The sequence below is a fragment of the Achromobacter sp. RT286_PF genome, assembly GCF_059760425.1.
The window spans coordinates 74,955-96,359 of the sequence record NZ_JCBAMR010000006.1 but is presented as its reverse complement, the minus strand read 5'-3'; the positions used below and the strand labels follow the sequence as shown (position 1 = coordinate 96,359).

General features: G+C 65.4%; 17 protein-coding genes. 9 read left to right on the top strand and 8 right to left on the bottom strand.

Annotated elements, in window-relative coordinates; all coding sequences use genetic code 11:
- The first annotated feature begins 44 nt into the window (after nucleotides 1-44).
- Both AC6LJY_RS07635 and AC6LJY_RS07630 read left to right on the top strand, forming a co-directional pair.
- Nucleotides 45-863 carry a TatD family hydrolase gene (locus AC6LJY_RS07635; protein ID WP_498135667.1) on the top strand — a complete coding sequence of 273 codons (819 nt, stop codon included), beginning with the start codon at nucleotides 45-47 and terminating at the stop codon, nucleotides 861-863.
- A 209-nt stretch (nucleotides 864-1,072) separates the two neighbouring features.
- Complete coding sequence (locus AC6LJY_RS07630; RefSeq protein ID WP_498135666.1) at nucleotides 1,073-3,352, top strand: TonB-dependent receptor domain-containing protein; 2,280 nt, start codon at nucleotides 1,073-1,075, stop codon at nucleotides 3,350-3,352.
- On the opposite strand, the gene AC6LJY_RS07625 is transcribed toward AC6LJY_RS07630, so the two are convergent.
- Together AC6LJY_RS07625 and AC6LJY_RS07620 are read right to left on the bottom strand one after the other, a co-directional pair.
- Nucleotides 3,342-4,772, bottom strand: a complete 1,431-nt coding sequence (locus tag AC6LJY_RS07625) for a sensor histidine kinase (protein WP_485858975.1) — start codon at nucleotides 4,770-4,772, stop codon at nucleotides 3,342-3,344. The two genes, AC6LJY_RS07630 and AC6LJY_RS07625, sit on opposite strands and share 11 nt — an antisense overlap.
- Nucleotides 4,772-5,485, bottom strand: a complete 714-nt coding sequence (locus AC6LJY_RS07620) for a response regulator transcription factor (protein ID WP_104145039.1) — start codon at nucleotides 5,483-5,485, stop codon at nucleotides 4,772-4,774. The genes AC6LJY_RS07625 and AC6LJY_RS07620 overlap by 1 nt, the downstream gene beginning before the upstream one ends.
- Nucleotides 5,486-5,696: 211 nt before the next feature.
- Between AC6LJY_RS07620 and AC6LJY_RS07615 the strand changes: the two genes are divergently transcribed.
- From AC6LJY_RS07615 to AC6LJY_RS07595, 5 genes are read left to right on the top strand one after another with little or no spacing between them, the layout of a single operon-like run.
- Complete coding sequence (locus tag AC6LJY_RS07615) at nucleotides 5,697-7,718, top strand: ligand-gated channel protein (protein ID WP_498135665.1); 2,022 nt, start codon at nucleotides 5,697-5,699, stop codon at nucleotides 7,716-7,718.
- A 59-nt stretch (nucleotides 7,719-7,777) separates the two neighbouring features.
- Nucleotides 7,778-8,728, top strand: coding sequence for a siderophore ABC transporter substrate-binding protein (locus AC6LJY_RS07610; RefSeq protein ID WP_498135664.1), 951 nt, complete (start codon nucleotides 7,778-7,780; stop codon nucleotides 8,726-8,728).
- A 31-nt stretch (nucleotides 8,729-8,759) separates the two neighbouring features.
- Nucleotides 8,760-9,752 carry an ABC transporter permease gene (locus AC6LJY_RS07605; RefSeq protein WP_498135663.1) on the top strand — a complete coding sequence of 331 codons (993 nt, stop codon included), beginning with the start codon at nucleotides 8,760-8,762 and terminating at the stop codon, nucleotides 9,750-9,752.
- 25 nt (nucleotides 9,753-9,777) lie between these two features.
- Nucleotides 9,778-10,737 (top strand): iron chelate uptake ABC transporter family permease subunit, encoded by a 960-nt coding sequence (locus AC6LJY_RS07600; protein ID WP_485859013.1) that lies wholly within the window; start codon nucleotides 9,778-9,780, stop codon nucleotides 10,735-10,737.
- Nucleotides 10,734-11,492 (top strand): iron ABC transporter ATP-binding protein, encoded by a 759-nt coding sequence (locus AC6LJY_RS07595; protein WP_498135662.1) that lies wholly within the window; start codon nucleotides 10,734-10,736, stop codon nucleotides 11,490-11,492. The genes AC6LJY_RS07600 and AC6LJY_RS07595 overlap by 4 nt, the downstream gene beginning before the upstream one ends.
- Before the next feature lie 27 nt (nucleotides 11,493-11,519).
- Here AC6LJY_RS07595 and AC6LJY_RS07590 read toward each other — a convergent pair whose 3' ends face one another.
- The 6 genes from AC6LJY_RS07590 to AC6LJY_RS07565 all read right to left on the bottom strand — a co-directional run bounded on the left by AC6LJY_RS07590 (nucleotide 11,520) and on the right by AC6LJY_RS07565 (nucleotide 19,182).
- Nucleotides 11,520-12,737 (bottom strand): MFS transporter, encoded by a 1,218-nt coding sequence (locus AC6LJY_RS07590; protein ID WP_498135661.1) that lies wholly within the window; start codon nucleotides 12,735-12,737, stop codon nucleotides 11,520-11,522.
- Nucleotides 12,738-12,825: 88 nt separating this feature from the next.
- Entirely contained in the window at nucleotides 12,826-14,952 is a 2,127-nt protein-coding gene (locus AC6LJY_RS07585) for a 5'-nucleotidase C-terminal domain-containing protein (RefSeq protein WP_498135660.1), read from the bottom strand.
- Nucleotides 14,953-15,102: 150 nt separating this feature from the next.
- Nucleotides 15,103-15,930, bottom strand: a complete 828-nt coding sequence (gene thiM / locus AC6LJY_RS07580; protein WP_498135659.1) for a hydroxyethylthiazole kinase — start codon at nucleotides 15,928-15,930, stop codon at nucleotides 15,103-15,105.
- Nucleotides 15,931-16,027: 97 nt separating this feature from the next.
- Nucleotides 16,028-16,744, bottom strand: a complete 717-nt coding sequence (locus AC6LJY_RS07575) for an IclR family transcriptional regulator (RefSeq protein ID WP_498135658.1) — start codon at nucleotides 16,742-16,744, stop codon at nucleotides 16,028-16,030.
- A 17-nt stretch (nucleotides 16,745-16,761) separates the two neighbouring features.
- Nucleotides 16,762-17,658 (bottom strand): NAD(P)-dependent oxidoreductase, encoded by an 897-nt coding sequence (locus AC6LJY_RS07570; RefSeq protein ID WP_498135657.1) that lies wholly within the window; start codon nucleotides 17,656-17,658, stop codon nucleotides 16,762-16,764.
- Nucleotides 17,659-17,727: 69 nt separating this feature from the next.
- Nucleotides 17,728-19,182: an aldehyde dehydrogenase gene (locus AC6LJY_RS07565; RefSeq protein WP_498135656.1), complete on the bottom strand. Its 1,455-nt coding sequence runs from the start codon at nucleotides 19,180-19,182 to the stop codon at nucleotides 17,728-17,730.
- Nucleotides 19,183-19,353: 171 nt separating this feature from the next.
- Between AC6LJY_RS07565 and AC6LJY_RS07560 the strand changes: the two genes are divergently transcribed.
- Together AC6LJY_RS07560 and AC6LJY_RS07555 are read left to right on the top strand one after the other, a co-directional pair.
- Entirely contained in the window at nucleotides 19,354-20,322 is a 969-nt protein-coding gene (locus AC6LJY_RS07560) for a tripartite tricarboxylate transporter substrate binding protein (protein ID WP_046805761.1), read from the top strand.
- Nucleotides 20,323-20,421: 99 nt separating this feature from the next.
- Nucleotides 20,422-21,402, top strand: coding sequence for a Bug family tripartite tricarboxylate transporter substrate binding protein (locus tag AC6LJY_RS07555; protein ID WP_120156143.1), 981 nt, complete (start codon nucleotides 20,422-20,424; stop codon nucleotides 21,400-21,402).
- Nucleotides 21,403-21,405: the final 3 nt, after the last annotated feature.

Below are 21,405 nucleotides of genomic sequence, written 5' to 3'. Positions count from 1 at the left end.
GCCATGCCGGCGGCGAGCATAATGGCGCCAAGGAGACCCCGCCCATGCTGATCGACACCCACTGCCATCTGGACGCCGCCGAGTTCAACGCCGACCGCCAGCAGGTAGCCGACCACGCATGCGAAGCCGGCGTGGGGTCCATCGTGATCCCCGCCGTCGAACGCGCCAACTTTTCCGTGGTGCAGGCACTGGCCGGGCAGATTGCCGGCGGCGCCTACGCGCTGGGCATCCACCCGCTGTACGTGCAGCGCGCCGACGATGCCGACCTGGACGTCCTGCGCGACACCATCAAGCAATGCCTGGGCGACCCCCGCTTTGTCGCCATCGGCGAAATCGGCCTGGATTTCTTCGTGCCCGAGATCGCCACGGGTGAACCGCGCGAACGCCAGGAACGCTTCTATGCCGCGCAGCTGGCCATGGCCGCCGAGTTCAAGCTGCCGGTGCTGCTGCACGTGCGCCGTTCGCAAGACATCCTGCTCAAGTACCTGCGCCGCCATGGCCCCATCGGCGGCATTGCACATGCCTTCAACGGCAGCGCGCAGCAGGCGCAGGCGTTTGTCGACCACGGTTTTGCCTTGGGCATGGGGGGCGCGATGACCTACGAACGCGCCTTGCAGATCCGTCGCCATGCGGCGGATGTGGACTTGTCCCATCTGGTGCTGGAGACGGACGCGCCCGATATCCCGCCCGCCTGGCTGCACCCGCCGCAGCGCCGCAACCGGCCAGGCGAACTGCCGCGCATTGCCGCCGTGCTGGCCGAGCTGCGCGGCATCACGCCCGCCCAGGTGGCGCACGCCACTACCGTCAACGCCATGCGCGTCTTGCCGCGTTTGCCCGCCGCCATTCTGGCCGGAGACGACTGAATCCGTCCCCGCATGATGCCGCCGGAAGGCGGCATTTTGTCGTCTGGATACATCAAAGATCCGAGAAATTTCTTAAAACTTTCTAAAAACTGAATTAAAGCTGACAAAAAGTTGAATCGCATATTGGGAATGCCTATCATTGCCGTTCATTGAAATTCCCAATCAGCGCACTGCGCGCCGCCCGCCTCGGGTGGTTGTCCCGATTCCCCATGTCGACTCAGAAAAGCACTAAAGACCTCGACCTCGTCGCCCCCCGTCCTTCCCATCTTGTTCCTCGTCTTGCCCGCCGTCCTGGCTTCCGTCTGTTGCCGCTCGCGCTGGCCATCACCGCGTCATGCGCGGCGCATGCGCAAAACACGGCCGGCGCCATGGAAGACACCATGGGCGTGGCGCAGCTGGACACCGTGGTGGTAACGGCCGCCGGCTTCGAACAGGAAATCAAGAACGCGCCGGCGTCCATTTCGGTCATCACGCGTGAGCAGCTGGAGACGCGCCCGTTTCACAACCTGGCCGATGCGGTTGCCGACGTCGAAGGCGTGACGGTCGAGCGGGGCGGCAAGGCGGGTGGCATGAACATCAGCATCCGTGGCCTGCCCAGCGACTACACGTTGGTGCTGGTCGACGGCAAGCGCCTGAACCAGAACAGCTCGGGTGCGCGGCCCAACGGCTTTGGCGACGTCGACACCAACTTCATCCCGCCGATGGCCGCCATTGAACGCATCGAGGTCGTGCGCGGCCCCATGTCCACGCTGTACGGCTCGGATGCCATGGGCGGCGTCATCAACATCATCACGCGCAAGGTCAGCCAGGACTGGACCGGCCAGATCACGCTGGACGGCACCGCACAAGGCGACAACACCTACGGCAACAACTATGGCGCGGCCTTCTACCTTAGCGGCCCCATCAAGACCGACAAGCTGGGTCTGACGCTGCGCGGCGGCCACTACCGCCGGCTTGGCGCCAACGGCAGCTACCCGGTCAACCAGGCCGAATACAACAGCGGCAACTACACCGGCGACATCGCCAGCTTTTCCGGCCTGGGCGACAGCACCCAACAGAACGTGGGCCTGCGCCTGGCGCTCACGCCCAACCGCAACCACGACGTGCTGTTCGACGTGGACAGCAACTGGCAAACCTATGACAACGGCAACGGCGAGCTGGGCACGCTGAACACCAGCATCGCGCCCAATCGCCAGGGCGGTGGTTACGACCCGGAAATGGAGTTCAACCGCCAGCGCTATGCGTTGACGCACCTGGGCCGCTACGGCGGGTCGGTCAGTTCCGATACCAGCTTGGTCTATGACACGACCGAGACCATCGGCCGCACCAACCCGATGAACGCGCCGCGCCGCCCGACCGACGGCGACAAGCGCGATCTGGAATACGACAACTGGGTGTTCGACACCAAGTGGACGATGCCGCTGTTCAATGAACGCCACAACCTGACGGTGGGCGGCCAGTGGCGCGAACAGCACTTCAAGGACACGCTGGTGTCCGCGCCGCTGGACCAGCGCCAGTATCAATGGGCATTGTTCGCCGAAGACGAATGGCGCATCGTGGACGACCTGGCCCTGACGGCGGGTGCGCGTTACGACCGCAACGAGCAATTCGGCGGCAAGTGGAGCCCGCGCGGCTACCTGGTCTGGAACGCAACGCCGATGTGGACGGTGAAGGGCGGGGTCAGCAAGGGCTACAAGACGCCCGACATCAATCTGATGACCGACGGCATCATCGGCCTGGGCGCCCAAGGCACCATGCCGCTGTTGGGCAATTCGCAGCTGAAGCCGGAAAGCAGCACCGCGTCCGAATTGGGCCTGCTGTTTGACGACGGGGAAGGCCTGTCGGGCAACCTGACGGCATTCCACACCAAGTTCAAGGACAAGATCGACAGCCAGAACGTGCCCAACTGCCTGGCCGTAGGTGGCCCGGCCGCAGGCTGCCTGGACCTGGGCGTATGGGAACGCAACGGCATCCCGGTGGCCAATTTCTCGCAACGCGTGAACGTCGATACCGCAACCATCCAGGGTTTCGAGCTGGGTGGACGCGTGCCGCTGGGCGGCGGCGTGTCGTTCAACGGCAACTACACCCTGACCGCCAGCGAAGTGACTTCGGGCGCCAAGCAGGGCCAACCGCTGGGTTCGCAACCGCGCCACGCGCTGAACCTGGGCTTGAACTGGCGCATCAACGACCAGTTCAACGTGTGGGCGCGCGGCGAATACCGCGCCAAGCAGTTCAACGACATCGATTGGGAAAAAGAGCAGGTGTTCTACAACCCGTACTGGCTGGCCAGCACGGGCGGTTCATACGTGGTCAACAAGAACGTGACCTTGTCGGCGTCAGTGTTCAACCTGTTCGACAAGAACTTCGTGAACTACGGCCCGACCAAGGTAGGCGCCACGATCCCGGCCGCCAACGCCAACTGGACCAATTCCTACCGGCAGGTGCTGGAAGGGCGCCGCTTGTGGGTGTCGGCCAACATCACGTTCTGATCGGGGGCGGGGAGCCAGGCGGCGGAGCGGGCAGCGGATGTGGCACTTCAATGCGCACCGCCAGCCCGTGCGGCGACACGTTCCGTGCCGCTATCCGCCCCTTGTGCGCGGCCACGGCGGCCTGGGCGATCGACAGGCCCAGGCCCGCTCCGGAGCCCGGCGTCTTGGCGCCCGAGGCCGCGCGAAAAAAGGGTTCGAACAATGATTCCAAATCATTCGGCGACACGCCGGGCCCTCGGTCTTCAATTTCCACGCAGGCGTAATTCGCGTTCTGTATCAGCCGCACGCGGATGGCGCTGTGCGCCGGCGCGAAACGCAGCGCGTTGCGCATGACGTTTTCAATGGCGCTGGACAGGCTGTCGCGTTCACCCGTGATCAGCACCGGCGGGGGCGGCTCCCAGGCGATGCGCACTTGCAACGTGGTCGCTTCAAAGCGGGCGTCTTCGACCACGGCGTTGACGATATCGCCAAGGTCTAGCGTGTCGTTCGGTTCGGGCAGCGCGCCCAGCCGCGCCAGCCGCAGCGTGCTGCCCACCAGCGCATCCAGCCGTTCGCATTCACGTTCGATGCGGTCCAGCTGCACGTCCTGGCGTTCATCCTTGCGCCGCGCCAGCTCGCTGGCCAAACGCAGCCGCGCTAGCGGCGAACGCAATTCATGCGCGATGTTGTGCAGCAGTTGTTCACGCGTGTCGACCACCGCTTTCAGGCGGTCGGCCATGGCGTTGAAGTCGCGCGCCAACAGGCCAAGTTCGTCCTTGCGGCCGGCCAGCTTGGCCGGCGTGTGCGCGCCCAGATGGCCCGCTGCCAGCGCCTGCGTGGTGTGACGCAACTGCGTCAAGGGCGCCGTCACGTGACGGGTCAGCGCCCAGCAGAACGGCGCCGTCACTGCTAGCGCGAACAGCAGCAAGGCCAGCGCCACGGGCGACAGTCCCAACACTTCCCAGTGCGACGAGTCGAACGGCAGGAACAGCATCAGCAGCTCGGCGCCATCCGGTAGCACCAGCAGCTGCGGCTGCCACCACGACACGCGTTGCACAGAGGGGTCCGGCTGCGCCGGGTCCGCCGGCACGGGCCGGTCGGGCGCCGCGCGGTAAGCGCTTAGCCAATCGTGCATGCGGGCCGGCAGCGTGCGGCCCAGGATCTCGCGGTCGTCCGTATCCAGGATGTAGATCTTCAGCGCGGAATAGCGCTGGTCCATCGCTTGCACCCAGCGTTCCAGGCCGTCCTTGCCGTGGATGCGCGCCACCTGGGCGGCGTCATGCGTCAGGCTGCCCGGGTTCAGGCCGTCCAGCGAATTGATGCGATACCAGGCCACGGCCGCCGTGAACAGCATGCCGCACACCAGGATGATGGCCATGGCGGACCAGAAGGTCAGGAACGCGCGCCAGAACAGCGAGCGCGTCGGCAATAACCAGCGCATCAGGCCGCGCCCGCCAGCACGTAACCCAGGCCGCGCAGATTGCGGATCGACAGCGTGCCGTTGGCCTGATCCAGCCGCAGCTTCTTGCGCAGCGCGCTGATGTGCGTGTCGATACTGCGGTCATAGCGGTCGGGCCGCCGGCCCAGCGCATACATGCCGATCTGTTCGCGCGCCACGACCTGGCCCGGCGCGCGCATCAGCAGTTCCAGGATGCGCTGTTCGGCGCCGGTCAGCAGCACCTCCTCGGCGTCCAGGCAGGCGCGCCCGGAGGCCGGGTCCAGCGACAGCGCGCCCAGCGTCAGGCTGGGCTTGGTGGTTTCAGGTACCTCTTCAAAGCGCCGCAGCACGGCGGTGATGCGGGCCTTGAGTTCGCGCGGGCTGAAGGGCTTGGCCAGGTAATCGTCGGCGCCGAATTCCAGCCCCAGCACGCGGTCGGTTTCGCCGCCGTGCGCCGTGAACATGATGACGGGGCGGCGCGAGCGTTGCCGGTATTGCTTGAGCAGGTCCAGGCCGCTGCCGTCTGGCAGCATCAGGTCCAACAGGATCAGGTCGTAGTCGTCCTGCGCCAGCAGGGCCAGCCCGTGCGTGCCCGTATGCGCCAGGGTCAGCACGCAATGGTTGGGTTCAAGGTATTCACGCAGCATCTGTGCCAGTTCGACGTCGTCGTCGATAAGCAGGATGCGGCGCGCGACCGCTGATTGGGAGAAGAGCATCCGTAGTGTGTTCCGCACCCGGCAGTGTGGCCGATGGCCGCCCGCCGAAGTGTCAAGAAGTCTGAAGAAGATAAAAGTTGCGGAAAGGTGTTTGCCCGGTTCCGAAAGCCTCAATTCTAATATGAGAATAGTTTTCATTAAGAAATAAGAGGCAGCGCCGAGGCCGCACGCGGGGTGCGGCAGGGCGCTGGTACGGGAGAAAACAAGCATCATGAGCAGCAACGATCTGGCCTTGGGCGGCCGTGTTTTGACATCGCGCACGCAGCTGGCGGCGGCGTTGTGCGCGGCCGGCCTGGGCATGGCGCCTGCGGCGTCGTGGGCGCAGGCCGCAAGCGAAGCCAAGACGCTGGACACCGTGGTGGTCACGGCCAGCGGCTTCGAACAGCAGATCCAGGACGCGCCGGCTTCCATCAGCGTCATCACCCGCGAAGACCTGGACAAGAAGTTCTACCGCGACGTGAATGACGCGCTGATCGACGTGCCGGGCGTCATCGTTACCGGCGGTGGCGACCGCCAGGACATCAGCCTGCGCGGCATGGGCCCGCAGTACACGCTGATCCTGATCGACGGCAAGCGCCAAAGCTCGCGCGAGACCCGCACCAATTCCGACTCCGCCGGGGTCGAAGGCGGCTGGACGCCGCCGCTTGCCGCCATCGAACGCATTGAAGTCGTGCGCGGCCCGATGTCGTCGCTGTACGGCTCGGACGCCATGGGCGGCGTCATCAACATCATCACCCGCAAGGTGCCCAAGGAATGGCACGGTGAAATCCGCATGGATACCACCATCCAGGAAAGCAGCAAGTCGGGCGATATCTACCAGGGCAACTTCTACCTTGCCGGCCCCATCAAGAATGACCTGCTGGGCCTGCAAATCTACGGCCAGGCCTCGCAGCGCGACGAAGACAATATCGTTGACGGATTCCGCAAGCGCAATTCCGACAGTGTCACGGCCAAGCTGGCGCTGACCCCCAACCGCGACCACGACATCGTGCTGGAAGCCACCACGATGCGTCAGAAAATCCAGGAAACGCTGGGCAAGACGGTCGCGCCGCTGGCGCCGGGAGCGGCGTGCGCGCGCACCGGTTGCCCCGCGTCGGCGCAGAACGACTACCGCAGCAACAAGTGGGCGCTGTCGCATACCGGGCGCTGGGGTTGGGCGGTGTCGGACAGCTATGTGCAGGAAGAAGAATTCGACAACCGCTCGCGCCAGATGAAGGTCAAGAACCTGAACCTGCAAACCAGCTGGACCCTGCCGCTGGGCTCGCACATGCTGACGCTGGGCGGCACCTACCTGAGCCAGCGCCTGAACGACCAGACCGGCAACCAGCTGTCCGGCGGCCCCAACAAGATCGACCGCTACCAGTGGGCATTGTTCGCTGAAGACGAATGGCGGCTGACCGAGCAGTTTGCCGTCACTGCCGGCCTGCGCATGGACGAAGACGAAAACTTCGGCACGCACTTCAGCCCGCGTCTGTACGGCGTGTGGCATTTCGCTGACCGCTGGACCCTGAAGGGCGGCGTGTCCACCGGTTTTCGCGCGCCGGACCTGCGCCAGACGGTGGCCGGCTGGGGTCAGGTCAGCCGGGGCGGCAACATGTACGGCAACCCGGACCTGACGCCCGAGAAGTCCGTCACGGAAGAAATCGGCCTGCTGTATGACGACGGCGAAGGCTTCAACGCGGGCGTCACGCTGTTCAACAACGACTTCAAGGACAAGATCACGCGCGTGGCGTGCCCCTTGTCCCAGTGCACCGAAGGCCCTAACCAGTTCGGCTCCAACCCCACCACCTACATGAACGTGGACAAGGCCGTGTCGCGCGGCGTGGAAGCCAGCATGAAGTTGCCGCTGGCGCGCGACTGGTCGCTGACCAGCAGCTACACGTTTACCAAGTCGGAACAGAAGTCGGGCCAGTACAAGGGCGAACCGCTGAACCAGTTGCCCAAGCACTTGTTCACCACCACGGTGGACTGGCAGGCGTCCGACGCGCTGCAAGCGTGGGCGCGCGTGAACTATCGCGGCAAGGAAAGCCAGCCGACCACGGGCGCATCGTCGTCGTCGGTGGTGGCGCCGTCCTACACCTTCGTGGACATGGGCGCGTCGTACGCGGTGAACAAGACCGTGTCGGTGTATGCCGGCATCTACAACCTGTTCGACAAGCAGGTCACGTATGACGATTACGAATACGTCGAAGACGGCCGCCGGTACTGGCTGGGCGTAGGCGTGAAATTCTGATCGGGATGAATGAACTGGGGGGGCGATTCCTGCTTCCCCGCGAAGCCTGAGAGGTACGTATGACGATGCAGCAAAACACCGGCCATGGCCGACGCCGGCTGATCCAGGCAGGCGCCGCGCTGGCCCTGTCGGCCGCCTTTGGCGTGTGCATGGCGCAAGCCACCGTGCCGGTCAAACACGCACGCGGGCAGACGAGCGTGCCGGCCAATCCCACCAAAACCATCGTGATGGACATGGCGGTGCTGGACACCCTGCACGCGCTGGACGTGGAAGTGGCCGGCGTGCCCACGGCCGCCAAGCTGCCGCCGCAGCTGGCGCAATATGCCGAGCCGCGCTACCTGAAAGTGGGTTCGCTGTTCGAGCCCAACTACGAAGTGATCCACGCCGCGCAGCCGCAGGTGATTATCGTCGCCGGCCGGTCGGCGCCGAAGTACGACGAACTGTCCAAGCTGGCGCCCACCATCGACCTGACCGTCGACCCGCGCGACCTGGTCGGCAGCGTCACCCGCAACACCGAAACGCTGGCCGCCATCTACGGCAAACAGGCGCAAGCGCGCCAGAAGCTGGACGCCTTGCGTGCATCGATTTCCGCGCTGCAAGGCCAGGCCGCCACGGCCGGCACGGCGCTGATCATCCTGACCACGGGGGGCAAGATGAGCGCCTACGGCCCGGGTTCGCGCTTTGGCGTTATCCATGATGCGTTCGGCCTCAAGCCCGCGGCCAAGGGGCTGAACGTGTCCAACCACGGCCAGGCCATCTCGTTTGAATTCATTGCCGAGACGAACCCCGACTGGCTCTTCGTGATTGACCGCGATGCCGCGATCGGTCGCGAAGGCGTATCGGCCCAGCGCATGCTGGACAACGACCTGGTGCGCGCCACGGCCGCGTGGAAGAACAAGCGCGTGGTCTATCTGAACGGCTTTAACTGGTACCTGCTGGGCAGCGCCGGGCTGACGGCCATGCAGCAGAACGTGGACGACATCGCGGCCGCGCTGGCGCCGGGAAAGTAAGCGGCATGGCTGGGGCAAGGGAAGGCCGCCGATGACCTGGCGGCGCACGATAAGCGGGTGGGGCGGCCTGACGCTGGCGGTGATGGTGCTGTTGGCGCTGTGTGCGGCCAGTGTCAGCCTGGGCGCGGGCACCTTGTCCGTCTCGGCGCTGCGGGGCAGCGGCGAAGAGGCCGAGCGCGCCTGGCGCCTGTTGATGGTCAGCCGCGTGCCCCGCACGCTGGCCTTGCTGCTGGCCGGCATGGCGCTGGCGGTGGCGGGGTTGATCATGCAGATGCTGGTGCGCAACCGCTTTGTGGAACCCACCACGGCCGGCACCGTCGAATCGGCCACGCTGGGCATTCTTGTTATTACCTTGCTGGCGCCCGATACGCCGGTAATCGGCAAGATGATGACGGCCACCGCTTTTGCGCTGGCCGGCACCTTGCTGTTTTTGGCCTTGCTGCGCCGCGTGCCGCTACGCACGCCGTTCATCGTGCCGCTGATCGGCCTGATCCTGGGCGGGGTCATCCATGCGGCCACTACCTTCATTGCCTTTCGTTTTGACCTGCTGCAATCGCTGCACGCCTGGACCACCGGTGATTTCTCGGGCGTGCTGCGCGGCCGCTATGAATTGCTGTGGATCGGCTTTGTGCTGGCCTGCGCCGCCTATGTAGCGGCGGATCGCTATACGGTCGCGGGCATGGGCCGCGAGTTCGCGTCCAACCTGGGCTTGAACCACGCGCGCCTGACGTTCGTGGGCCTGCTTATCGTGTCGGCCATTTCAGCCGTGGTGGTGGTCACGGCGGGCGGCATACCCTTCCTGGGCTTGATCGTGCCCAACGCCGTCAGCCTGGTGCTGGGCGACAACATGCGCCGCTCCATCCCGTGGGTAGCCCTGCTGGGCGGCGTCTTCGTGCTGGCCTGCGACATCATCGGGCGGCTGGTGATCCACCCCTACGAAATCCCGATCGGCACCGTGGTGGGCGTGGTCGGCAGCATTCTGTTCCTGTGCCTGCTGCGTTTGAAAAGGACTCGTCTTGGCTGATCCGGCTATCTTGCCCGCCGTGCAGATGCGCGCACGCTCGCCGCAGCGCGCGCGGCTGCTATGGCTGTCCGCCGTGGCGCTGGCCTGCGTGGCGGCGTATATGAGCCTGGGCGCCAATGGCCAGTGGTCGTTCGTGATCCCGTTTCGTGGCGGCAAGCTGGTGGCGATGGTGCTGGTGGCGTATGCCGTGGCCGTGTCGTCCGTGCTGTTCCAGACCATCACGCACAACCGCATCCTGACGCCCGCCATCATGGGCTTCGATGCGCTGTACCTGCTGATCCAGGCGGTGGTGGTGTTCGGCTTCGGCCAGGCCGCCACGGCGGCCCAGCATCCCGTGGCGGCCTTCATGCTGGAGGTGTGCGCGATGACGGCGTTTGCCTGTCTGCTGTTCCGATGGCTGTTTTCGGATGCGTTGCGCAGCCTGCACCTGATGATGCTGGTGGGCATTGTTTTCGGCCTGCTGTTTCGCAGCCTGTCCAATTTTGTCGTGCGCTTGATCGACCCCAACGAATTCCTGGTGCTGCAAGACCGCATGTTCGCCAGCTTCAATGCCGTGCGCGTGTCGCTGTTGCCCATTGCCCTGGCGGCGGTATGCGCGGCCACGCTGGTGATCTGGCGGCTGCGCCAACGCTACGACGTGTTGGCGCTGGGGCGGGACATTGCCGTGAGCCTGGGCGTGGACTATCGCCGCAGCCTGCTGCTGACGCTGGGCGCTATTGCGGTGCTGGTGTCGGTGTCCACCGCGCTGGTCGGCCCCGTCACCTTCTTCGGCCTGCTGGTCAGCAACCTGGCATACCAGGCGATGGGGTCCGACAAGCATCGCTACACCGTGCCGGCCGCCACCTTGCTGGGCGTCATCTTCCTGGTTGGCGGGCAAACACTGCTGGAACGCGTGCTGGGCTTGAACACCACCGTCAGCGTGGTGATCGAATTTGTGGGCGGCGTGATGTTCCTCGCCCTGATCCTGCGCAAGGGGCGCCGATGATAGAAATAGACAAGGTCAGCAAGCACTACGGCGACAGCGTGGTGGTGGATGACGTCACGCTGCAACTGCCCGCCAACGGCGTCACCGCCATCATCGGACCCAACGGCGCGGGCAAGTCCACGCTGCTGTCCATGGTGAGCCGGCTGCTGCCCGCATCCACCGGGCGCATCCATGTGGACGGCCTGGACGTGATGCGCGCCGACAGCCGCGAGCTGGCGCGCCGCCTGTCCATCCTGCGGCAAGACAACCACCTGCCGCTGCGCCTGACCGTCCGCGACCTGGTCGCGTTCGGCCGCTATCCGCATACGGGCGGGCGGCTGACCGTGGACGACAAGACCCACATCGACCGCGCCCTGGCGTATCTGAACCTGCAAGCCCTGGCCGGGCGCTATCTGGATGAGATGTCTGGCGGCCAGCGCCAGCGCGCTTTCGTTGCGATGGTGCTGTGCCAGGACACGCGCTACGTGCTGTTGGACGAACCGCTGAACAGCCTGGACATGAAGCACGCGGTCGCGATGATGGGCACCTTGCGCCGCGCCGCCGATGAGTTGGGCAAGACGGTGGTGCTGGTGCTGCACGACATCAATTTCGCGTCCAGCTACGCCGACCGCATCGTGGCCATGCGGCAGGGGCGCGTGGCGTATCAAGGCACCCCGGCCGAACTGATCCGGCCCGAGGTGCTGAGCCCGCTGTATGAATTGCCGATCGACGTGCACGAGATCGGCGGCAAGCGCATCTGCGTGTATTACCGCTAAGGAAGGTCGTGCGGCGCGCCACAACCCCTACGCTGATTCGGCGCTGGCGGTAAGCCCGGCCTGCCGCCTGGCGCGATGGCGGCGTTCCAGCATCACCGCCCACAGCCACAAGGGCATGCTGCCGATGGCCAGCAAACTGCCCACCCAACCCGTCGACGTCCAGCCGTAGCCCGCCGCGATGGCCAGGCCGCCTAGGAAAGGCCCCAGCGCATTGGCGGTATTGAAGGCGGAATGGTTTAGCGCGGCGGCCAGGCCCTGGGCATCGCCCGCCACGTCCATCAGGCGCGTCTGCAACACGGTGCCCAGCGCGCCGCCCACGCCCACCAGGAACACGTTCAGCGTGATCAGCCAGACGTTGTGCGCCATCAACGGAAATAGCGCCAGCACCACGGCCGACCACACCAGCAGCAGCCCGGCCGTGCGCATCACGGCGCGGTCGGCAAACACCGGCACCACCATGTTGCCCACCGTCAGCCCCACGCCGAACGCGCTGAGCACAAAGGGCACGGTGGTGGGCGCTACCTGCGTCACGGCGGTCAGCGTGTCGGCCAGGTAGGTGTAGATGGAGAACAGGCCGCCAAAGCCCACCGCGCCGATCGCCAGCGTGATCCAGACCTGACCCCGGCCCAGTGCGCTCAGCTCGCGCAGCGGGCTGGCCTTGTTGTCGGCGGGCGTATCCGGCGCGTAGACGGCCACGCTGATCATCGTCAGCACCGCCAGCAGCGACACCAGCCCGAAGCTCCAGCGCCACCCGATCACCTGACCCAGCCAGTTGGCCAGCGGTACGCCGACGATGGTGGCCACCGTCAGCCCCAGGAACACGCGCCCCACGGCCATGGTGCGGCGATTGGCCGGCACCAGCGAACTGGCCACCAGCGACGCAATGCCAAAGTACGCACCATGCGGCAGTCCGCTAAGAAACCGGAAAAACAGCATCCAGTGATAATCCGGCGCAATGGCGCTCAGGCCGTTGCCAACGGCAAACAAGCCCATCAACGCAATCAGCAGGCGGCGGCGCGGCATTCTGGCGCCCAGCACGGCCAGGATCGGCGCGCCAACCACCACGCCCAGCGCATAGGCGCTGATGACGTGGCCGGCGGTGGGGGCGTCGATCCCTAGGGATTGGGAAAAATAGGGCAGCAGGCTCATCGTGGCGAACTCGGTGGTTCCGATGGCGAAGCTGCCCACAGCAAGGGCAAGCAGCACCAGCGCGGGGCGGTGCTGCAAGGAAGCAGGGTGAGACATGGGGATGGCTAGGGGTGATTCGAGGAATGTTGCAACGCAACAGCCGTATTGTAAGCACCCCTGGCTGTCATCCACATGTCTACGCGGCCTACTGGGTCAGATCCACCGCATAGCGCGACAACTGCGTCGTAGCGTCCGGGGTGGCGTCATACACGCTGACATTGGTCACGCCGTGCGCCGCCGCCATCGGCAGGGTGCCGGGCACCGACCAGAAGACCACGGGGCCGGCCAACCCGCTTAGCGGCTTGAAGCGCCAGCTGCGGTCCAGGCCGTAGGTGGCCAGGTCCAGCGTCGGGTTCTTCTTGATAAAGCTGATCAGCACGTCGCGGCTGGCGTCCGGGGCTTGCAGCACGATGTCGCCCTTGCCGCCCGCCAGGCCAGGAAAGTCACCGCCACCGCTGGCGCGGTAGTTGTTGGTGACCACCAGGAACTGCGCGGCCAGATCCAGCGGCGCACCTTGGTAGGTCAGGTTCGAGATACGCGTACCCTTGGGCTGGCTGACATCGATTTCGTACTTCAGCGCATTGCCCGGGGCATAGAGCACATCGAAATTGAACGTGGGGAAGGTCGTGTCGACCAGGTCTTGCGGTGCGACCTGGGCGGGGGCGATCTGCTTGAACTGTTCGGCCGTCTTCTCCAGCCACTGGCGGACCGTATCGCCCGTGACGCGCACCACCTGCAAGGTGTTCGGGTACAGGTACAGGTCGGCCGCGTTGTTGATGGCCACATTGCCTTGTTTGACGAAGGTGAAGTCGCCCGGCCCATTGCGCCCGCCCTTGAACGGCGCGGCGGCCGACAGGATGGGCAGGGCGCCGTAAGCCGGATTGTTCTTGGCGATATAGTCCTTCAGGTAATCGATCTGCGCCATGTTCACGATTTGCAGCGCCGACACGTCGCCCGTCAGCGCGTAGTAGGTTGCCATGTCGAACTGGCTTTGGCCGATTGGCGTCTTCACGTAGTCGATGGTGGCGGCATGCTCGCCTTGCACCAACTGCTGCACGGCGGTGTCCGGCGCCACGTAGGTGGCCGGCGTCGAGCCGCTTTGCGCGGTCAGGCGCGTGGAAATGCGCTGCACCGTGGTCGCGTCCTGCTGCACGCGCCAGCCCTTGTCATACGACAGCTTCAATGTGATCTGGCCCAGGTTGTTGCCCCACTGGCCCGCCTGCACGGCGGGCACGCCGTTGACCAGGCCACGCACCGGGTCCACGCCCGGCTGCCCGACGAACGGGGACGTGGCGCTGGTGTCCGGAAACAGCAAGTGCTGGTGGCCCGTGATCAGCGCGTCGATGCCCGGCACCTGGCTCAGGTAGCCGGCGCCGTTCTCCATTGCCGGGTCGTACGCCGTCTTCATGTCGATGCCGCCGTGCGCCAGCGCCACGATGATGTCCGCGCCCGCCGCCTTCATCTCGGGCACGTAGCGCTGCGCGGTTTCCTTCCAGCCCGTGACCTGCACGTGGCCTTCCAGATTGGCCTTGTCCCATTGCAGGATCGGCGGCGGGGCAAACCCGATCACGCCCACCTTGAACGGCACATCTATCGTCTTGCCACCCGCGTCCGTCGCCTTGAAAGTCTTGTCCAGCAACACCCAGGGCTTGAAGATGGGTTGCTTGCTGGCGGTCGACACCACGTTGGCCGACACGAAGGGGAAGGCCGGCGCGGCGCAGTTCTTGGCGCCGGTGGGATTGGTCTTGTCCGTGCCTTTGCCGATGCCGGCCAAGCCGAAGTCCACATTCGTGATCTGCGACAGATAAGGCAGGCCGTAGTTGAATTCGTGATTGCCCATCGTGCCCGCGTCGTAGGCCAGCAGGTTCATCTGCTTGTAGATGGCGATCATGTCCGAGCACTGCACCGGCGTCACCAGCGCCTGGTAGTCGGACAGCGCGGTGCCCTGGATGGTGTCGCCGTTGTCGAACAACAGCGTGTTGGCGTGCTGCTTGCGCGCGTTGGCGATCAGCGTCGCGCTGCGGTCCACGCCATAGCTCTTGTCTTCGGCCAGCTTGTAGTAGTCGTAGCCCAGCACATTGGCGTGCAGGTCGGTGGTGGCCAGGATCGCCACGTCCAGCGCGGCGCCTTGCGGCACGCTGGCGACGGGCGGGGTGACTGCGCCGGTGTCATCATCATCATCGTCATCGCCGCCGCAGGCGGTCAGGCCCGCCAAGAGCGCAACGCTGGCCGATACCGCGAATAGTTTTCGTACGTGGGGCTTCACCGTCATTCCTCCGTGTCATGAAGGAATCTGAGTGTGAGGATGGTGTGTGACCTGGGCGTGACACGGATGACGCCGGGTATGCAAGCCGGGGTATGCCAGCGGGGTGTGCCCGCCGGGGTGTGCAAGCCGGGGTGTGCAAGCCGGGTAAGCGGCGTCCTACCGCAGCGGTGATGCTCCTGTCAGGCTGTCGGGTTCCAGCGCCGCCAGCGCATCCAGGAAGCGCCACGCGAATGAGCCCGGGCCGTCCGCCAGCGCGCCCGCGCGTTCGCCTGCGATGGCAAAGCAGGTCAGGGCGGCAACGGCCGCGATGTACGGGTCGTCTTTGGACACGGCGGCAAAAGCGCCCACCACTGCCGTCAACGCGCAGCCCGTGGCCGTGACGCGCGGCATCAGCGGCGAGCCGCCCGTGATGTGCACCGAACGTTGGCCATCGGTGACGTAATCGGTTTCGCCCGTCACGGCCACCACGGTGCCATGGGCAGCAGCAATGGCGCGTGCCGATTGTTCTGCCTGCGCCACGGCGTCGCGCGCATCCACGCCCTTGCCGGCGCTGTGACCGCCCGCCAACGCAATGATTTCCGACGCGTTGCCGCGCACGATAGTCGGTTGCAAGGCCAGCAATTGCCGCACGGCGTCGCGCCGGAAAGCGGTGGCGTGGTGCGCCACCGGGTCCAGCACCCACGGCACGCCGGCCTGCCGCGCCGACGCTGCTGTCAAGCGCATGCTTTCCAACCAGGGCGCGGACAGCGTGCCGATATTGATGACCACCGCCCCGGCCATGCGCGCAAACTCCGGCGCTTCTTCGGCGGCGTGCACCATGGCGGGCGATGCGCCGATTGCCAGCAGCACATTGGCCGCGATGTTCATGGACACGAAATTGGTCAGGCACTGCACCAGCGGTGCATCCTGCCGCAGCGCCGTGTACCGGTCTTGGCACGCGCGCGCCAGGGCGGCGGTGTCGAGGTCGATGGAAGATTCAGCCATGCCTAAAGGTCCTTGCTACGCGTTCCGATGGATCGGCGTATGTTCTGGTGTTGCCCGGCACGCTGTCAATCGAGTCTGGTCGCGACCGTTCGTCACCTTACTTCGCGGACGGCCAGCGTCCGCCCAGGGCGCGCGTGGCGTCGGCCGCCGCTTCCTGCACCAGCTTGGCCATTTTCTTGACGGCCGCGGGCGAATAACGTTCTTTAGGGCCAGACAAGGAAATCGCCCCGCAGATGTCGCCGTCGGGGCCGAATACCGGGCTGGCCACCGCCGCGCAGTTCGGGTCGCGTTCGCCCATGGACGTCAGCATCAGGCCGACTTCGGCGGGGGGCTTGCCGTCGACCAGATACGCGGTCAGCAGCCTGCCCGCCGCTCCCTTGTCCAGCGGCAGTAGGTCGCCGACACGAATACGGTCCAGCGTGGAATGGTGCGAATCCACGCGCAGCACGCAGGCGCGTGAATTGGCATCGTGGTAGACGTGGAACGACGCGCTTTCGGTGCCCTTATCGACCAGGGCTTGCAGCAGCGGCAGGATGGTTTCGGTCAGGCGGTAGGTGGCTTCGTACGCGCGCCCCAGGTGATGCGCGTAAGGCCCCAGGGAATAGCGGCCGTCGGCGCGGCGCACCACCAGCGCCACTTTTTCAAGCGAGGCAATCAGCCGCAACAAGGTGCTTTTGTAGAACCCCGTGGCCCGGGAAAGGTCGGCAAGCGTGATGGGCTCGGTGCGTTGCGCAACGGCCCCGACGATGGTCAGGGCGCGTTCGACGGCGGCGACGCCGTCAGTGGAATTGTCCTGAGTAGGGGTGCGACTCATTGGAATGGTAGGGATGATTAGGCATGGGTTCCCGACTCCGGATCGATCACCCGGCTGATGACCGGGAAATAGCGGTTGCCATGGCCCTGGGCCAACGCGGCGCTGAACCAGTGGTCAACGTTGCGGGCGCCCAGCGCTTGTACGCCGGTTTGTTCCGCCAACGCCAGCGCGTAGCGCAGGTCTTTGCGGGCATAGTCCACGGGGAAGGCTTTTTCGGGAAATTCACCGGGCAGAATAGCCTTTAAGCCGTGGTTGCGCAACGCGAAGCTATCCGCCGAACCGCGCGTGAAAGTCTCCAGCAATACCTGCGGATCCACGCCGGAACGCCGCGCAATTGCACGCGCTTCCGACAACGCCACCACGGTTTCGAACAGCACCATATTGTTCAGGATCTTCACCACCTGGCCGCTGCCGACCGGGCCGCAATAGGTGATTTCGTTGGCGAAGGTGGACACCAGCGGCTTGACCCGCTCAAACGTCGCGGTCTCGCCGCCGATCATCACGGACAGCGTGCCGGCCTCGGCGGCGGCGCGGGTGCGGGCAACCGGGGCGTCGATGAACGTTGCGCCCTTGGCGGCAAATTCACCGGCCAGCTCGCGCGTCACATCAACGGGCGACGTGCTCAGGTCCACGATCAACTGGCCGCTGCGTGTATTGGCCAGCAAACCATCGGCGGCGCGCGCCAGCTGCGCCACGACTTCGCCGGACGGCAGCGACAGGAACACCACGTCGCAGTCGCGCACGATCTGCTGGGCCGTCGCGCTCTGGACGCCATGTGGGGCCAGACGCTGCAAGGGTGCCGCGTCGGTGTCGCAGCCCAGCACGGGCAGGCCGCCCTTGGAGGCCAGGTTGCGGCAGATGGGTTCGCCCATGACGCCCAGGCCGATGAAGCCGGCTCGTTGAAATTCAGACATGTGGATAGTCTCCGAAGAAGGGGGGCCGTCGTCGCGGCCCTGGAAAGAATGCGTACAGGCTCCTGCGGCCTACATGCCGAAGTAGATGCCCTTGGATTGTTGGTACAGACGCAGCCCGCTGACGCCTTTTTCGCGCCCGATGCCGCTTTGCTTGAAGCCGCCGAACGGCGTGGATATCGACAATTGCTTATACGTGTTGATCCACACGCTGCCGGCTTCCAGGCGCCTGGCCACGCGCCACGCGCGCCGGTAGCCCGCCGTCCATACGCCGGATGCCAGGCCGTAGACGCTGTCGTTGGCCTGGTCGATCAAATCGTCTTCGTCCTCGAAGGTCAGCGCGCACAGGACCGGGCCGAAGATTTCTTCGCGCACCACGTGGGCATCGCGAGACAGCCCGCCCAGGATGGTGGGCCGGTAGAACGCGCCCGCTTGCAGCGCGTCGTCGTCGGGCCGCTGCGCGCCCAGCAACACTTGCGCGCCGTCGCGCTTGGCGGATTCCACCATGCCTTCAATCTTGTCGCGATGGCCAAAGGACGCGATCGGGCCCATCTGGGCGCCGGTGGCGTCGGGCAGGTTGACATTGAGCCGTGCGGCACGCGCCACAAGTTTTTCGATGAACGCTTCTGCGATACCGCGCTGCACGTACAGCCGCGATCCGGCAACGCAGGATTGCCCGCTGCCTTCAAAAATGCCGCCGATCACGCCGTCTATCGCCGCGTCCTGGTCCGCGTCGTCAAACACGATGTGCGGGGACTTGCCACCCAGTTCCAGTGCCACGGGCATTAGCTTTTCAGCGGCGGCATGGGCGATGGCCCGACCGCTGGCGGTGCCTCCGGTGAACGACACCATGCGCACGCCCGGATGTTCCACCAGGCGACGGCCCACGGTGGCGCCCAGGCCGGTGACCACGTTGAGGATGCCAGGCGGCAAGCCGGCTTCCAGGGCGATGCGGCCCAGCGCCAGGGCGGGCGACGAGGTCACCTCCGACGGCTTGAGGATCACGGCGTTGCCGGCGGCCAGCGCGGGCGCCACCTTCTGCGCTTCCATCGTCAGCGGCGAGTTCCACGGCGTGATCGCCACGACCACGCCATACGGCTCGTAATGCGTCATGGACAGGTAGTTGCCGCGCGCCGGCGTGACTTCCGCGCCCAGCGTTTCGCACACGCCCGCGTAATAGCGGAAGGTGGCCGCCGCGCTGGCGACCTGCGTCTTGCATTCCGCCCAGACCTTGCCGTTTTCAATCATCTGCAAGCGTGCCAGCAGTTCCGAATGCTGTTCGATGCCATCGGCGATGCGGCGCAGGATCGCGGCGCGCTGGTGCGGCAGCATGTCGCGCCAGGCAGCCTGGCGCACTGCCTTCCAGGCGGTATCCACGGCCTGGTCAACCTGCGCGTCCGACGCGGCGCTGACCAGGTAGTTCTGCGCGCCCGTGGCCGGGTTGGTGGACGCGAATGCCGCCTCTTGCCGGGCGATCCATTCACCGCCGATCAGCATGGATTTAAGGGTTTCCGATGATTCGGACATGACGTGATGTTCCTCTCTTGATGGGATTTTCCGGCGCGTCCGATGGCGGCCGGTATGCATTTATTCGTTGACAGTCGCTGGCCGAAAAAATATAAAATAGAATAAGCGTTCTGTCTACAGGAACGGTAAGAATAAACAAACCGTCATTCAAAGACAAGAGGAGACAACTCGATGCACCGCAATGTCTTGTGCGCGCTGGCATGTGCCACGGCGCTGTTCGCGGGAACGGCGCAGGCCGATTCCTACCCTTCAAAACCCGTGTCGATGATCGTGCCGTATCCGGCCGGCGGCGCCACCGATGTGGTGGCGCGCGCCGTCGCTGAAAAGCTGACGCAGTCGTGGGGCCAGTCCGTCATCGTTGAAAACCGCGCGGGCGCCGGCACCACCATCGGCGCCAGTTCGGTGGCGCGGGCGCCGGGCGATGGCTACACGCTGTTCATGACCACGTCTGCCCACACGATCAGCGGCCATCTGTACAGCAAGCTGAACTACGACCCGGTCAAAGACTTTGCCCCCATCACGCTGGTCACCAAGGTGCCGCTGGTGCTGGTGGTCAACCCCGCCATCCCGGCCAAGACATTGCAGGAATTTTTGGCCTACCTGAAGCAGAACAGCGGCTCGGTCAACTTTGCGTCTCCGGGCAACGGCACCGCGCAGCACCTTAGCGGTGAGCTGTTCAAGATCGCCACGCAGTCCAGCATCACGCACGTGCCTTATCGGGGTGACGCGCCGGCCTTCACGGACCTGGCGGGCGGCCAGGTGCAGATGATGCTGGCCACGATTACGTCGGCGCTGCCCTTGATTGAATCCGGCAAGCTGCGCGCGCTGGCCGTGGCCAACGGCACGCGCGTGCAGGCGCTGCGCAATGTGCCGACCTTTGCCGAAGCCGGCATGCCCGGCTTCGAGGCCGCAACGTGGTTCGGGCTGCTGGCCCCCGCATCGCTGCCACCGGCGCAGGCGCAACGCATCTACGAGGACGTGTCCAAGATCGTGGCCACGCCCGCGATGCAGGCGCGCATCGAGAGCCTGGGCGGCGAAGTGGTCAACAGCACCCCGCAGGCGTTCGCCGCGTTCATGTCCAGCGAGCAGGACAAGTGGGGCCGCGCGGTCAAGGCGTCCGGCGCCGTCGCCGCGCAGTAATCACAACGCCAGGCACATAGCCAGGCACAGCAACGGCCCGGAGCCGAGCGCCGATGCAGCGCAAGGCACGGGTTCAGGCAACCACGGAGGAGACACATCATGACAGTTTCAAAATGGCTGGCAGCAAGCGTGTTCGTGTTGTCGACGGCAGCGCCCCTTGCGGCAAGCGCTGCCGACTACCCCAGTGCACCGGTGAAGTTCGTGGTGGGCTTCAGCCCCGGCAGCACTATCGACACGGTGGCGCGCATCGTCGGCGAGGCGCTGTCCGCGCGGATGAAGCAGACCTTCGTCGTGGACAACAAGACGGGCGCCAACGGCATGATTGCGGCACGCGCCGTCGCGCAGGCCAAGGCGGACGGCTACACCATCCTGGTCAGCAATTCCAGTTCGATCACCGTTAATCCCTTGCTCTACAAGGATCTGCAATACGACCCCTTGAAGGATTTTGCCCCGGTCACCACGGTGATGTCGGTGCCCTTCATTCTGACCATCAACGCCGAGAACCCCCGCGTGGCGGGTGTGACCGACGTCAAATCGCTGGTGGCGCTGGCCAAGCGCAATCCCAATACGGTCAGCTATGGCTCGGCCGGCAACGGCAACCTGATGCATCTGGCGGGCGCGCAGCTTGCCGCCATGTCCAACGTGCAGATGCTGCACGTGCCGTACCGGGGCGCCGCGCCGATGGAAGCCGGGCTGCTGTCCAAAGAGGTCGACTTCGGCTTTGACACCTTGTCCGGCGTACCGCTTATCAAGTCGGGCAAGTTGCGTGCGCTGGCGGTGTCGTCCGCCGACCGCTGGCACGACCTGCCGGACGTGCCCGCCGTGTCCGAGCTGGGCTATCCCGGGTTCGACATCTCGTTCTGGGTCGGCATCTTTGCGCCCGCGGGCACGCCGCAGACGGTGGTGGACCGGCTCAATCGGGAAATCGCAGCGGTAACCCAGGACCCCGAGGTGCGCGCACGGCTGGCGGCGCAGGGCAATCCGCTGACGCAATCACCACAGGCTTTCCGCCAGAAGATCGCCGAAGAACTTACGCAAAACGAAGCGCTGATCAAGCGCGCCAACATCAAGATCGATTGACCG

Excerpts from the sequence above, each read along its gene's own strand:
- AC6LJY_RS07635 (WP_498135667.1), top strand. The coding sequence starts at position 45 with ATGCTGATCGACACCCACTGCCATCTGGACGCCGCCGAGTTCAACGCC.
- AC6LJY_RS07630 (WP_498135666.1), top strand. The coding sequence starts at position 1,073 with ATGTCGACTCAGAAAAGCACTAAAGACCTCGACCTCGTCGCCCCCCGT.
- AC6LJY_RS07625 (WP_485858975.1), bottom strand. The coding sequence starts at position 4,772 with ATGCGCTGGTTATTGCCGACGCGCTCGCTGTTCTGGCGCGCGTTCCTG.
- AC6LJY_RS07620 (WP_104145039.1), bottom strand. The coding sequence starts at position 5,485 with ATGCTCTTCTCCCAATCAGCGGTCGCGCGCCGCATCCTGCTTATCGAC.
- AC6LJY_RS07615 (WP_498135665.1), top strand. The coding sequence starts at position 5,697 with ATGAGCAGCAACGATCTGGCCTTGGGCGGCCGTGTTTTGACATCGCGC.
- AC6LJY_RS07610 (WP_498135664.1), top strand. The coding sequence starts at position 7,778 with ATGACGATGCAGCAAAACACCGGCCATGGCCGACGCCGGCTGATCCAG.
- AC6LJY_RS07605 (WP_498135663.1), top strand. The coding sequence starts at position 8,760 with ATGACCTGGCGGCGCACGATAAGCGGGTGGGGCGGCCTGACGCTGGCG.
- AC6LJY_RS07600 (WP_485859013.1), top strand. The coding sequence starts at position 9,778 with ATGCGCGCACGCTCGCCGCAGCGCGCGCGGCTGCTATGGCTGTCCGCC.
- AC6LJY_RS07595 (WP_498135662.1), top strand. The coding sequence starts at position 10,734 with ATGATAGAAATAGACAAGGTCAGCAAGCACTACGGCGACAGCGTGGTG.
- AC6LJY_RS07590 (WP_498135661.1), bottom strand. The coding sequence starts at position 12,737 with ATGTCTCACCCTGCTTCCTTGCAGCACCGCCCCGCGCTGGTGCTGCTT.
- AC6LJY_RS07585 (WP_498135660.1), bottom strand. The coding sequence starts at position 14,952 with ATGACGGTGAAGCCCCACGTACGAAAACTATTCGCGGTATCGGCCAGC.
- thiM (WP_498135659.1), bottom strand. The coding sequence starts at position 15,930 with ATGGCTGAATCTTCCATCGACCTCGACACCGCCGCCCTGGCGCGCGCG.
- AC6LJY_RS07575 (WP_498135658.1), bottom strand. The coding sequence starts at position 16,744 with ATGAGTCGCACCCCTACTCAGGACAATTCCACTGACGGCGTCGCCGCC.
- AC6LJY_RS07570 (WP_498135657.1), bottom strand. The coding sequence starts at position 17,658 with ATGTCTGAATTTCAACGAGCCGGCTTCATCGGCCTGGGCGTCATGGGC.
- AC6LJY_RS07565 (WP_498135656.1), bottom strand. The coding sequence starts at position 19,182 with ATGTCCGAATCATCGGAAACCCTTAAATCCATGCTGATCGGCGGTGAA.
- AC6LJY_RS07560 (WP_046805761.1), top strand. The coding sequence starts at position 19,354 with ATGCACCGCAATGTCTTGTGCGCGCTGGCATGTGCCACGGCGCTGTTC.
- AC6LJY_RS07555 (WP_120156143.1), top strand. The coding sequence starts at position 20,422 with ATGACAGTTTCAAAATGGCTGGCAGCAAGCGTGTTCGTGTTGTCGACG.